Below are 13,905 nucleotides of genomic sequence, written 5' to 3'. Positions count from 1 at the left end.
AGCCGGGCCATTGTCAGGATTGTAATTAAAATGTAACAACTTGGGTGGCTTTGCCCCGGTTACTCGTGCACAGGACCGGGCGGAATATCGGATGGGAAAGTTCGGAAAGCTCGTACTAGTTGTAGCGCAGGGGACGGCGCTTCGAGCCAAGATCGCGCGATTGCTGCAGCCGGCCGGCTATGCCCTTGAGCTCGCTGCGGACGAAAGGCGTGCACTCGATCTGGCTGTCCACGAAGATATAGATGCCGCCATCCTTGTAATTAGCTCTGGCCTTGCGGATTTGGCATTCGCGCGGCGACTGAGCGACAGAGTTCCGAGATTGATCGTGTTGGCAGAGCGATCGGCGGATCTTGCCAGGCTGGGTCGTTCTCTTCCGGGCGCGGATGCCTATTTATTGCAACCGTTGGATGAACAGAAGCTTCTTGGTCGCCTCGCCGAGATGGTCGCTTCCCCTGGGGAAGACCATGCCGCACTGGCACCGGCCGCTCTGCGCATCGAGGGCTGCAGGTTCAACCTGCCTGGTCGGACTTTCTTGCATGCGGACGGACGCGAGGTAGCGCTGACCCGAGCGGAGGCTGCGCTACTCGTTGCATTTGTACGGAATCCAGGCCGCGTGTTGTCGCGCGATCAATTAAGCCAGGCAATAGCAGGGCATGGCGAGGAGCTGTATGGCCGCAGCATCGATATGCACGTCGGCCGGCTGCGGCGAAAGATCGAGCCGTACCCAAAGGCGCCGCGGTTCATCATCACGGTGTCAGGTGCCGGCTACAAATTTGCCGCCGGTCCACCAACTGTCGATGAAAATCGCGAGTCGCCGGCCGCCGTCGAATCTGGAGAGCAAATGGAGGCTGCGCCGGAGCGAGCGCGCGGCTCCCGCATCAACCTGCCGCATTCCGGGTCCGAGAGACGCCAGCTGACGGTGCTGTCCTGTGAGCTCGTGGGTTCGATGGCACCCGCCATTGACGTCGACCCCGAGGACCTCGCTGGCGTGGTCCACCGTTTCCAAGACGCTTGCGCAAGCGCGATCACGAATATGGGGGGGAGCGTTGCTGCTTTCACGGGGCACGAGGTTCTGGCGTTATTCGGTTATCCCAGGGCTTACGAGGATGATGCGGAACGCGCCGCGCATGCGGCGCTTGATCTTGCAGCGAAGATCGACGAGCTCGTATGGACCTCCGGCAAACCGTTGCAGGTACGAATCGGAATCGCTACAGGCCTGGTCGTGGTTGCAGACCAAGGCGCGGTCGGGGAACCTTCAACTGTTGCTCCCCGTTTGCGAAACATAGCTCCCGCAGGTTCGATCCTCGTCGCCGCAAGCACGCGCAAGCTGCTTGGTCGCGCATTCATTTGCGATGATTCCAACTCGTACCAGCTTGCGGGAATTTCCGAAAAGGTAAACGCTTGCCTGGTCGCGGGAAGGCGGTCCATCGAGAACCGGTTCAGCTCTACGCAGGGGCCACGACTCACGCAGTTTGTCGGCCGGCAGCATGAATTGCAGCAGCTATTGACCTTATGGGATCGAGCCAAAGCCAATCAAGGTCAAGTCGCGCTTCTGTGCGGTGAAGCCGGCATCGGAAAGTCGCGCATTTGCGAAGTCTTTCTGGAGCGGATTAACGCAAAGCCGCATAGCACAATCCGGTATCAATGCGCGCTGCACCATGCGAACAGCCCGTTTTTTCCGATTATCGACCAGATCGAGCATGCGGCTCAAATCAAGCGAGGGGACGCGCCTGACGTCAAGCTCGAGAAGCTGGAAGCTGCGCTGCCCGAATCCAGTGCAGCGACCCCTGTCGATATGCGCTCCCTTGCTGCCCTGCTGTCGATCCCAGGTGAACTCCCGGCGCCAGGCCTGACACCTCAGCGGCAGAAGGACCTCACGATTGCGGCGCTGATCCGACACATATTGGGTTTCGCACGCGACCGGCCGCTGGTTATCGAGCTCGCCGACGCACACTGGGCGGATTCCAGCACCCTCGATATCTTCAGCCGTATCGTCGCTTCGATCAAAACGGCGCAGGTATTCGTCCTGATCAGCTTCAGGCCGGAGTTCTTCCCGCAATGGCTCAATGAGCCTCACGTAACCATGCTGCGGCTTGACCGGCTCGGGCGCGAGCAGATCGAGGCCATGATATTCGACGTGGCCGGACAAAGGACCCTGCCTTCGGAAATGTACGCGCAGATCATCAGCAAGACGGATGGGGTTCCGTTGTTCGTCGAGGAACTCACGAAGTCGGTGCTGGAATCGGGCCTGCTTGAAGGTGCAGGTGATCAACTTACCGCCGTCGGCCCACTTCCGCCGCTTGCGATTCCCACAACGCTGCTTGGCTCGCTGACGGCCCGCCTAGATCGGCTCGGACCGGTTAGGGAGATCGCTCAGGTCGGCGCGGCCATCGGTCGCGAATTCTCCTACCGGCTGCTCGCCGCTGTCGCACCTATAACAGGACCACCGTTGCATGCGGCTCTTGCCCAACTCGCGGCTCCCGAGTTGATATTTGCCCGAGGCGAACCGCCGGATTCAACCTATGTATTCAAGCACGCCCTGGTTCAAGATGCGGCTTACGGCACCTTGGTGCGCAGCAAACGGCAGCAGCTTCACGGGCGGATCGCCGATGCCCTCGAGGAGGGATTCCCCGAGACCGTCGAAACTCAACCCGAGCTCTTGGCTCATCATCTCATCCAGGCTGGCCTCACTGAGCGGGCCATCAGCTATCTTCGAAAGGCTGGCCAACGGACGATCGAGCGTTCGGCCAACGCGGAGGCGATCCGCCACCTGACCCAGGCGCTCGAATTGCTGCGTTCGCGTCCTGAAGGTCCGGCACGCAGACGTGCGGCGCTCGGGTTGGAGGTAATGTTCAGCCAGGCAATGATTGCCGTCTACGGCTACGCAGCACGCGAGACCGCGGAAGTCTTGCTTCGTGCGAAGGACCTCATCGACGATGAAACCGATCCGGCACAAAAGCTGGCCATCCTTTATGGGATTTGGGCGGGCCACTATGTCGGCGGTGAGGTCGCCAAGCAGACGGACGCAGCCGGCGAGTTCCTTAAAGAGGCAGAACGCCACACTGACGCGGCGGCTTTGTCTGTTGCTCATCGCATCATGGGCACCACGTATGTGACGAAAGGCGAATTCACCGCTGCTCTGCCTCATCTTGAGCAAGCCAGAGCGCTCTACGACCCCCAACGCCGAGCTCCGTTGCAATACCAGTATGGCCAGGATGTTGGCGCAGCTGCCTTGTGCTACTTGAGCTGGGCCTTGTGGCATCTGGGGTCCGTCGACCAGGCATCGCAGATTGCAGCCGATGCAGTGACACGCGCGGAGGAGCTGTCCCATCCACACACCCAGGCCTTCACCCTTTGCCATGCCCGCGGCATGATCGACATTTTCCGGCGCAGCTCGGAGGATATGAGATCCTACGCGCGCTCAGTCGTCTCACTCTGCCAGGAACACGGTCTGTCACACTGGATGGCCTGCGGGCGCATTCTCGAGGGATGGGCAACCGTGAATGAGGGCGAGATAGATCGCGGGATCGAGCTGCTTCGCGCGGGTGTGGCTGCTTGGCGAGAGGCAGGAGCGCGGCTGTGGCTGCCCCTGTTTTTGGTGCTTGAAGCCCAGGCTTGCAACAAAGCAGGTCGCAACGAGGCCGCGCTGGGTGCGATTGAGCAGGCAATTGCTATCTCCGAGCAGACGGGCGAGTACTGGTGCCTGGCAGAGATCCTGCGCATCAAAGCGGGCTTGCTCTCCGCAACCGAACGCGCGAGTGATCAAGTCGAGATTTTGTTCGCTAAGAGCCTTGAGATTGCGAGGGGTCAACAGGCCCGTTGCTGGGAGCTGCGCACGGCCTGCGATCTTGCCTCGTTCTGGCAAAGCAAAGGCCGGGCAATCGAAGCGCGGCATCTGCTGCAACCCATCTACGCCCAGTTTACCGAAGGCTTTGACTCGGCGGATTTGCGGCACGCCAAACAGATTCTAGATAGTCTGGACCCGACCGCGAGCCAGAAATAAGCGAATACGAGAACCACACCGTTCTGGATAAATGCTTGCATCCCTCGATGTAGCAGGGGGCGGCTTCTCGTCACTGAGAGGAACGGTCCGCAGACCTAATTGTCTTGGCAACCGCTTCGCGTCACTTGCTTCCAATCGCACATCAGACGTTATGGAATAAGCTTTTGCGCTGCACTCACCGGCTGCGGGCCAACCAGCCAATGCTCCGATCTTACACCAAGATTGTTCGATGTGAACCAGTTCACACCGATCAGTCACACCACCACGCTAGTCTGCCGGATGCGCCTCTGGGAGGACTTGGGCGATGGCGAAGAGAAGAATCGTGGTGCTCTCCGACGGGACCGGAAACTCGTCAGCCGCGGTGTGGCGTACCAACGTCTGGCGCACCTTTGAAGCCCTCGATCTCTCGAACTCTGATCAGGTTGCTCTTTATGATGACGGAGTTGGCACCTCGACCTTCAAGCCATTGGCACTCCTCGGTGGCGCGTTTGGCTTCGGCCTGAAGCGTAACGTCATCGACATCTATAAATTTGTCTGCAGAAACTACCGCGACGACGACAATGAAATATTTGGCTTCGGTTTTAGCCGTGGCGCATTCACGATCCGCGTTGTCGTAGGTCTGATACTTGACCAGGGCCTCGTGCAGGCCACGAACGAAACTGACCTCGACCATCTGGCGAAAGCCGCTTACCGCGATTATCGGAGGCGCAAGTACCACACCGTCTGGTGGGAACTCTTCCACAAGGATCGCAAGATTCCACCATCCACCACGGCGGCAGGCAATCGACACGTCAACAACATACGCTTCCTCGGACTCTGGGACACCGTGGCGGCCTACGGGTTGCCGGTCGATGAAATGACCCGCGGCGTCAACAAGTGGATCTGGCCGCTTGAGCTGCCCAACCGTGTGCTTAACCCTCGAGTCCAGCGAGCCTGCCACGCCCTTGCGTTGGACGACGAACGCACCACGTTTCACCCGGTCCTTTGGGATGAAAGTGCCGAGCTAACCACCGATTCGGACCAGACCCGGCTCGTATCCGACGAACGCATCAGTCAGGTCTGGTTCTCGGGAATGCACTCCAATGTCGGCGGTGGCTATCCCGATGATTCACTGGCGCGAATTCCACAGTATTGGATCATGACCGAGGCGCAGAAGTGTGGATTGCAATTCAAGTCAGCGCCGAATGCCGACCCAGATAGCTTGATCAATACCAGCGCCGCCAGGGACAAGGACGGCCGACTCTATGATTCGCGCAGCGGATTGGGCGGTTACTATCGCTACGGCCCGCGCCATCTCGCCGAACTGTGCCACGACAAGTTTTCAGAGAATCCCGGCGACCAGGTCAATATCCGCCTGCCCAAGATCCACGAAAGCGTCTTCAAGCGCGTCCAGAATAATGCGCATCCCTGTGCGCCTCTCGGGATTCCCGCAGGCTATGAAGTCGTGACTGACACGGGACAAATTCTTCCAGCGTCTACAAATCCCTATGAAACGCTCTTACAGAGCGAGGCGCGTGCAAAAGCCCAGGAGAGCGTGTGGAATACGGTCTGGAAGCGCCGCATCGTCTATTTCTTAACGGTCCTTGCAACGGCTGCTCTAGTTATTTTCCCGCTCCTGAAGAGCCTTCCTGCGTCAGATGAATACTCTAGCCCGGTGCGCTGGATTTCTGATCTGATCCGCCTCCTCAGTTCGTTTCTGCCTTCAGTCGCCGATCCCTGGGTGAACGGATATGCGCGCAGCCCCATCACCTTCGTAATTCTTGCTGCTGTTGCCGGAGCACTAACCTCATTGGGCGTACGGCTGGCGTCTCAGATCAAGAGCGACATGGGCTCGATCTGGCAGAGCACAGTAGTCGACGGCCATGCCGTCTCACGTTCCTACGACAACTGGATCTACCGGCTACGAAACAGCCCGGCCTATGTGGCCGCAAAGAGATCATGGAAATTTAGCATTGGTCCTGGACTCTCTACCATCTTCTTTCTGTATGCGGGTGTCATGCTTTTGAATCACCTCGCCTACATTGCTCTTGACGATGCAGGCTTTGTTTGCAGCGAGAACGCCGCTTCCACTCGAATGGCCAAAGGAGAAACGAGAGTATTTGCTTTCAACACCTCTTCTGTCTGTTCGGCGACCGGAATTCTGCTGGAAAATGGTGGCCGCTACGCAATCACAATCAAATCTAAGGAAGCGTCCTGGTATGATCGTGATATCCCCACGAGCCTGGCAGGATTTTACAGCCTTGATGCACCAAGATTCTGGCAAAAAGGGCTCATGGTCCTCGCCGTTCCGATGCGTCGCGAATTGATCAGACCATGGTTTCGCATTGTGGCGCGAACCGGCGGAACTGGTGGGGAAGAGAGCTTCTTGGATCCAGATCCAAAGGACCACACGATCGATGAAGTGCTCCACGCAACCCGTGACGGCGAACTTTTCCTTTTCGTCAACGACGCCGTCATTGGGGTGCCGGGCCTCGCTGGCGCCTTCTACGCCAACAATATCGGTACCGCCGACGTGGCTATCACTCGGCGTTGATTATCGTGCGAGATTCGCAGGGGCGGCCATCGCACTGGTGACGGTGGACCGAGCACGACAGGAAAAAAATCTTCACTCTGCTCAAGTCTTCGTCTTCGGCGCGTCGGGCGGACGGATTTCGTCGCCACTTACAGTGCTACGTTCGGGTCGACGACCTACCGCCTTGTCCAGAGAAGGGATATCGTACCTACTGTTCCACCGGTCGAACTCGGCTTCCATCACGTCGGCCGATTTTCGGTTGCGAGAGCGGCGCGAAATTCAATTTGACGCAGCTCAGCTCCGAACTCAGTTCGGACGAGCCGTCCAGCGGAGACGACTTGTTCAAGGACGTAGGAGGCCAATTGCGAAATCTCTTCGGAGGCCCGTCACCAACGTCGCGGGTCGATGCGCTAGGCAGACTTACGCTGTTGCTTGCTCCGTCCATCGGCGACCATTTGCCTGATCGCTACTTTACCGCCCTCGCGCCATGCGATCGTATTAGCGTGGAGCGATATTCGGGCCGCAGGGTAAGCCCGCGGTTGGCGCCGTGGGGCAACCGCAGGCAAGCAGATGAGCAGAGAATCGCCATGTTCGAAAGTTCCGGCTCAGGTGCAGAGAGTTCAGCGTTGGTCACCCGGGTCGCCGTTATCCCGGCCGTTTCCCGGCGCGGCATCAAGACTGCGATTTGATGCGGAGAGGCGGGCCTTCCGAATAACGTAAGCGTTGGGACGGGCGACCGCGGCTCAACATGGGTCGATCCCACCACCGAAAACTGGTGCGGGGAGATCGGGAACCCCATCAGTTCATAAGTCGGTAGTCCTGCGGCCCTCGCACCGACTCCGCTCGAGGTGAATGGAGTCATGGCTGCCGCGATCACAAGCATCTTCTTCTTGATAACCTACTTTGGGATAAAAAAATGCGCGCCCAAGGTCGGGCCAGATGATGCTGCTTCGCTCAGCGGCCATGTCGCCCATCACCTCCCCAACGATCGAACCGAGCGCAGCTCCCGCCGGACCGCCCAACATATATCCGACGATTGCTCCCGCGAAGCGCAGAGCTCCGCCAAGGAAGGATGTTTCGCGTTTCAGCTCCTTGGGCTGGTCCTCTTCGGCCTGCACCTGCTCGGACACTTGCCGTGGATACCGCCCCTCGCCGTCTAGCCGCCCTTGCACGTCCGGCAAGTCGATGCTCTCGGTTTTGTCGGCGAGAAAATTGAGGAATTCAATCTTCTCGGGTACCACGATCAGTGCCGCGCTTTCCGCTGCAGTGACCGCGATCTGTTGGTCGTTTCCCCTGGGAGCTGGATTCAGCATGATCCTTCCTCCTCTTCGGCGCCCGCGCCGGTCTTGCTGGCGGGACCGCCGATGTGAACGACGCTAGTGCTCGCGCGGTCCTTGGGTCTTTAAGACGCCCTTACATTTCGCTTAGCTTTCTCTTAAGATCGGGAGACATCCGGACTGTGAGGGTCGCAGCCGTGAGAACAGGCGAGTTTGCCTTTGGTCAGTTTCGGCTTGATCGGGTCAACGCCCTGCTTTGGCGAGGACAAGACCGTGTCGTGCTGGCGCCGAAGCCTTTCGAGCTGTTGTGCTGCCTGGTCGAACGCCCCGGAGAATTGGTAACCAAGGACGAACTGCTCAACGCCATCTGGTCCGACCTCCACGTAAGCGAGTCGAGCCTGACCGTGGCCATGAACTCACTTCGCTCCGCGTTGGGCGACGACAGGCTGGCGCCGAATTACATTGAGACCGTAACGCGGCGCGGATATCGGTTCATTGCCTCCGTCCACGCGATTCGCCATCCCGATGTCCAGCATCCGCTCGAGGAGGAAGCTCCCGTTCCGGACGATACGGCCTATCAACGCGGACGCTGGCGGGTCGGACGGGCCGGTCCCCTGCGGATTCTGGAAAGCGTGCTGCAGCAAGCCTTGGGCGGACACCGTCAGGTCGTTTTCATTACCGGTGAAGCCGGGATAGGCAAGACGACACTTATCCGGATGGCGACGAAGCGGATGAAGCGGCACGGGATGGGCGTGCTGCACTGTGGTTGCAACGAACTGTTCGGAACCCATGAGGCTTTCCTACCGCTGATCGAGGCGCTGCACGAACAATGCCGCGGAGCCGATGGAGCGTCCCTGCTCAAATCTCTTCGCGAACACGCGCCCACATGGTTGGCGCAGATGCCAGATTTTTTGCGCGAAGAGGATCGTGCTGCATTCCACCATGAAGTCTTCGGAGCCACACGGGAACGCATGCTTCGCGAATTCGGTGATCTCATGGAGAGCCTGGCTGCCGAACGACCTTGGGTGATTATTCTCGAAGACCTGCATTGGAGTGATGTCGCAACGGTGGACGCACTCTCTCGCATTGCGCGGCGAGATCGAAAGGTGGCCATACTTGTCCTTGCCACCTATCGGCCAATCGACGTCGCTGTCGGGGAGCATCCAGTTCGAGCCGTTCACCAGGATCTGCAGATCCATGGTCGATGTACGGACCTTGCTCTCGATCGGCTCGCACGCACTGAAGTCGAGCAATACCTTGGCTTAAGGTTTGGCTCTGCCGAGCTTGCCAAAAGCTTGGAGGAGCGGATCTTTGCACGAACCGGTGGACAACCGCTGTTCGTCGTCTCCCTTGTCGATCATCTCATCGCGCAACGGGCGATCGTCGAGTTCGATGGAACGTGGCGACTAGGATCTGAGGAAGCGATCTCTCAGGACACGATGCCGCGCGATCTGCGGGAGATGATTACGCGGCAGATCGATGATTTGAGCGTCGACGAGCGAGGCTTGCTCGAAGTCGCGAGCGCGGCGGGCGCGGAGTTCTCGGCTGTCTTGGTGGCAGGGGCGCTGGATCGCGACGTTCTGGAAGTCGAGCAGATTTGCGAGGAACTGGCGCGGACGGGCCGCGTGGTAGCCTCGGCCGGCGTGACCGAATGGCCAAACGGGGCGGTCTCTGGCTGCTACGCGTTCCAACACGCGCTTTACCAGGAGGTCCTGTATCAGCGACTTGCGCCCGCGCGCCGGGTCAATACGCATTTGCGTGTGGGAGGAAGCCTCGAACACGGGTACGGGGACCGGGCGCCCGAGGTGGCCTCCGCGCTCGCGCTTCATTTCGAGCTTGGGCACGATTTCCCGAAGGCCGTGCGCTACTTGGGCCTCGCCGCCGAGAGTGCGGCGCGGCGGTTCTGCACGGGGGAAGCGGCAAGCTACCTGACCCGGGCGCTCGAACTTCTGATTCACCTCCCGGGGGAGGTACAACCGGCGACGCGCCTGAAGCTCCTTCTTCAGAGGGCTTGGACGTGGCGCGCCGGTGGAAATTTCCCTCGCTCGCTCGAAGATCTTACCGCAATGGTTACCCATGCCGTGGAGACCGGACATCTTCGAGAAGAGGTCAATGGGCTTGTCGATCTCAGCCGATTCTGCCTTTACGTCGATCGACGTCAGTGCCTGCCGTTCGCGGAGCAGGCATTCGCAAAGAGCCGCGCGATCGATGATCCCGCATTCAGGGCGCTGGTGCAGGGGAACGTCGCCAATCTCTCTCTCATGCTGCGGGGCTGGCGGAAGGAAGATGCAGACTTCTGCCGTCAGGCGGCGACGCTGATTGCGGAATCACAGGACCTCAGCATGCGGATGAGGCGCTGCTCGATGGAGATGGTGCTCGAATTCCTGAGTTCGAACTACCCAGCGTGCTGCGACGCGACCAGAAGGGGCCGGGAGTTGGCCCGCATGGTCGGCGATGTATATCTCTTCGCTCTCTACAACACGGTCGAAGCTTTTGCGCTGCTCTATCTCGGAAAATGGGGCGAAGTACGGGAGATCGTGGCCTCCGCCCTGGCAATCGCAGAGCGAAACGCGAATCCCCAAGCCAGCGCATTGTGCCACCTGACGATCGGATGGCTGCACGCCGAAGCGAAGGATTTTGAGCGCGCCGCAAGCCGTTCGGAAGAAACGCTCAATCCGATGGTTGAAGCGAATCCGTTCAATTTCTTTGTCGGAAGAACCCTGTTGGCGAGAGCATATATCGGGCTGGGCAATCTGCCCTCGGCCCGCAAGCACCTTGACGCAATCGAGCAGCGGATCGAAATCGCCGGTGTGCCGATGGAGTCGCTGATAGTCCCGCAATATCTCTTGAGCTGTTGCGACTACTGGCTTGAGGCCGGAGACCTGGATCAAGCGCAAAAAGCGGCTGCGCGACTCCATGAGGTTACGGCAGCCGCACCCGACCGTGCCTTCCTCGCGCTTTCGCACAACGTCATGGCACGAGCAGCGATGGCAGCGGGAAACTCCCAATCGGCCAGATCGGATTTGTCCCGGGCCATCGCAATTGCCCGCACTGCCAGGCTGCCTCTTGCGGCCTGGAGGGTGTATGCCACAACCGCGCGTTTTTATGAGAACAGCGGAGAGCCTGAGAAAGCTGCCAAATACCGGTGCCGTTCGGACCAGATCGTCAGATCCCTGACGAATTCGCTAGAGCCGAACGATCCTTTGCGATCAGTCGCGTTTCTCGCCGGTGCCGGCCGGCAGACAAAGCTTTGAAAACCGGATCAAAAGCTTGACCGCAGTCAGTCCGGAAACTCCGAGATGTGCTGCGGTTCTGTAGGTTCCGTAGTCGGCGGCTTGCGACGAAAATCGCTGGATTTCCGGTACGCCTCCTTGCGCAGCCGCATGATGGAGCCAAGTGGTTGATGATCGGCAAGGCACCGCCACGGATCAAACGACAGACGGTCGTCTGCATAGGCCCGGCGTGCCGGTCCGTCGGCTGCCTGAGGTGGAAGCGTGATTCTTGCCAGGGGTTGATATGGTGTAATTTCTTCGGGCCAATCGATCGAGGCGTCCTCGACCGGGGTGCGTTGTAGATCTGTGCAGAGCTGAGCACGAAGTTCGTATTCCGCCGAGTTCTTCTTGAAAAACTCGACGACGGCATTCAGCACGGAACTGTCGTCTCTGAAGCTGGGCTGGCCTCTGAACTTGAGAACCGACTCCGAATTGGGGGCGGCACAGAGCTTGGCGACATAGTCGCCAAAACGTATCGCTCCCTCCGAATAAAAACTCTCGCCAAGAATGTTGTTACCGGAGTCGCCGATCGCGTTAAGAATCATCGGAATGGGAATGCCGGTGCAATTGGAGAGCTTGACGAGGCCGCGTGCCAGGAGACCGCTGAGTCTGAGCAGGAAATCTGGCACGCGGGGCTCCAGTTCGAAAACGATGCGCTGCGCGCTCAGATAAGCGGCGGCGTCCGAAAAATAGCTCTTGTGATTGACGAGGAGGATGTCCTGGTTGGTTGAATTGTCGGCGGGCAGCGCCTTGGGGCCGCTCACGCCTATTACTTTGATGGCCATGCCTCGCGGAAGCCGGATGCGATCACTGCGGATATCGCCAAGCGCGGTGGAGAGGCGGACTATGATCGGATAGGTACGAGGCGTCGCAAACATGCCTTGGCGCAGGTGATTGGGCAAATCATCATAAACAGTCAATTCGCCCCTCAGGAATCCCTGGCCTTTGGCATGTTGCTGACGGATAGCGCGGTGGTGCTTAGCCAAACTAGACACGTTCGTGCGTTCGATTGAAGCCACGATTGCCTCGATGGTTTTCGCCTCATCCGGCCGCGGTTGTTCGATGGATGGCTCATAGCGAAGATACCCATTGCGTGGCATGGCATTTCTCCCTCTGACCGCGTCGGCGCTTTCTCCAGTGATCGCTCGTATGCAAACTCGTTATAGGTTAGCCGGACGCAAGCAGCGTGAGCGACTCGAAAGAGCGTGAGCGCCTCGAAAGCATGTCGCGATCGGCGTAAGTGACGTTCATTGCCGATGAAGCGCCTGATGTACAACCTCGCATACAGGCGATGAGTGCAATAAACCGGCTTTCGGATCGAGCCTGATTCCACATACAGATGCCATGGATGTCTTCGCGAGAAATTCCGAACTTAGTTCAATCGTCTTCGGACGCGACAACCCCAACGCGTCCGCTTTCGCGGACCGGCTCGAAGCCAAGCCCATGCTGCAGCAAGATCCCGCGTCAGCCTGATCGGATATGCGTTCTAGCTCCTGCTCGCGATGGCGAAACTCAATTTCGGCAGCGGCGGTGCCTATAATTCTGAGTTATGTGTTGTGCGACCTACCGAGCCGCTGAATAGACAGCCTCAATACTATTTATACGCGAATAAAAGGCAACCCCCTCAACTAACTCGATTAGGCCGTCGCTGTCCGAAATTACCCTGTCTATCCGACGGACGCTGACTGCTAAGGGTAGTCGTAGTGCCTTCTGATCATTCCTTAACGTCGAACCATTTGCGGGCAATCCTGAAGCGATGTCGGGCTTGTTTTGGCGATCGGCAGACAATCGCTGCCGCCGATCCGATTGACGGCCTGGTCTCCCGTGTACGCTGCAACAGACGCGCTGCGCCGGTTACTTCGTACGAAGTTTCTCGGCTTCGTCCCAGGACGGGCACGACCGCGATTCCAGCGCAACGTCATATGGCTGATAATTGTCCTTGGTGATGACGGTCGGCTTCAGCACGATTTCCGTAACCACCGGCTCGCCGCGCAGCGACCGGATCGCGATCATGGTGCCGACACAGCCCTGAACGAAACCGTTATAGTCGCCGCTCGCCAGTAGCTTGCCTGACTTGATCGCATCGACGGCCTCCTTGGTGCCGTTAATGCCGATCACCTGCGCCTTGCGGTTCGCGCCGTCGAGCGCCTCGATGGCGCCGACTGCCATGGCATCGTTGGCCGCGAGCACGCCGTCGATCTGCGAATTGGACTGCATCAGATTCTCCATGACCTGGAGCGCCTGCAGCCGCTGGTAATTGCCGGGCTGGGAAGCGAGCAGCTTCGCGCCCGGATTTTCCTTCAGCGCGTCGTTGAAGCCCCTGACACGGTCGACATTGGTCAGCGAGCCCTTGACGCCTTCGATGATGACGATGTTGCCTTTGCCGCCCAGCGTCTTGAGCAGATAGCGGGCCGTCTCGAGGCCGAGGCTGTAGTCGTCGGCGCCGACGAACGCGACGAACTTGCCGCCAGCCGAGCGGTCGGTGATGTTCACGACCGGGATTCCGGCCTCGTTGACCTTCTCGATGCCCGGCACCATCGCCTTGTAGTCGACCGGAATAAAGACGATGGCGCTCGGCTTCTTCACCACGACGTCTTCGATCTGGCTGAGCTGTTCGGGAATGCTGTCGGGCTTGGTCGGAATATAGTGCAGCGTTCTCGCGCCGAGCCCTTTCGCCGCGGCATCGGCGCCGACCCGCACGGTCTGGAAAAAAGGGTTGGTCTGGTTCTTCGTGAAAACAGCGATCGTCTCGCCGTCGGCCCGTGCGCCGGCCGCGAATCCGCCCGACAGCACCAGAACAGCGCAGGTCAATTTCCGGTATTGCTTCATGTTTCCATCCCT

General features: G+C 59.1%; 6 protein-coding genes. 3 read left to right on the top strand and 3 right to left on the bottom strand.

The features are described 5' to 3' along the window. The first annotated feature begins 91 nt into the window (after positions 1–91). Both B5525_RS12455 and B5525_RS12450 read left to right on the top strand, forming a co-directional pair. The gene (locus B5525_RS12455; RefSeq protein ID WP_079566272.1) at positions 92–4,003 is read left to right on the top strand and encodes a winged helix-turn-helix domain-containing protein; all 3,912 of its coding nucleotides are present in this window, start codon (positions 92–94) and stop codon (positions 4,001–4,003) included. A gap of 304 nt (positions 4,004–4,307) precedes the next feature. Then, positions 4,308–6,536, top strand: a complete 2,229-nt coding sequence (locus tag B5525_RS12450; RefSeq protein ID WP_079566271.1) for a DUF2235 domain-containing protein — start codon at positions 4,308–4,310, stop codon at positions 6,534–6,536. Between the two features lie 782 nt (positions 6,537–7,318). On the opposite strand, the gene B5525_RS12440 is transcribed toward B5525_RS12450, so the two are convergent. Next, entirely contained in the window at positions 7,319–7,828 is a 510-nt protein-coding gene (locus tag B5525_RS12440; RefSeq protein WP_079566270.1) for a hypothetical protein, read from the bottom strand. Between the two features lie 161 nt (positions 7,829–7,989). On the opposite strand from B5525_RS12440, the gene B5525_RS12435 reads away from it, so the two are divergent. Beyond that, positions 7,990–11,046 (top strand): AAA family ATPase, encoded by a 3,057-nt coding sequence (locus B5525_RS12435; protein WP_079573271.1) that lies wholly within the window; start codon positions 7,990–7,992, stop codon positions 11,044–11,046. Between the two features lie 26 nt (positions 11,047–11,072). Here the strand turns inward: B5525_RS12435 and B5525_RS12430 are convergent, their stop codons facing one another. Both B5525_RS12430 and B5525_RS12425 read right to left on the bottom strand, forming a co-directional pair. Next, on the bottom strand, positions 11,073–12,164 hold the full coding sequence (locus B5525_RS12430) for a catalase family protein (protein WP_079566269.1): 1,092 nt from the start codon (positions 12,162–12,164) through the stop codon (positions 11,073–11,075). Positions 12,165–12,918: 754 nt separating this feature from the next. Continuing rightward, complete coding sequence (locus B5525_RS12425) at positions 12,919–13,893, bottom strand: sugar ABC transporter substrate-binding protein (RefSeq protein WP_079566268.1); 975 nt, start codon at positions 13,891–13,893, stop codon at positions 12,919–12,921. Between the last annotated feature and the right edge of the window lie 12 nt (positions 13,894–13,905).

The sequence above is a fragment of the Bradyrhizobium erythrophlei genome (assembly GCF_900129505.1).
GTDB lineage: Bacteria > Pseudomonadota > Alphaproteobacteria > Rhizobiales > Xanthobacteraceae > Bradyrhizobium > Bradyrhizobium erythrophlei_D.
Note: the sequence above shows the minus strand (reverse complement) of the source record. Positions and strands in the feature narration are given on the sequence as shown.

Bases quoted from the DNA above. Each gene is read 5' to 3' on its own strand.
- B5525_RS12440 (WP_079566270.1), bottom strand. From the start codon at position 7,828: ATGCTGAATCCAGCTCCCAGGGGAAACGACCAACAGATCGCGGTCACT.
- B5525_RS12430 (WP_079566269.1), bottom strand. From the start codon at position 12,164: ATGCCACGCAATGGGTATCTTCGCTATGAGCCATCCATCGAACAACCG.
- B5525_RS12455 (WP_079566272.1), top strand. From the start codon at position 92: ATGGGAAAGTTCGGAAAGCTCGTACTAGTTGTAGCGCAGGGGACGGCG.
- B5525_RS12450 (WP_079566271.1), top strand. From the start codon at position 4,308: ATGGCGAAGAGAAGAATCGTGGTGCTCTCCGACGGGACCGGAAACTCG.
- B5525_RS12425 (WP_079566268.1), bottom strand. From the start codon at position 13,893: ATGAAGCAATACCGGAAATTGACCTGCGCTGTTCTGGTGCTGTCGGGC.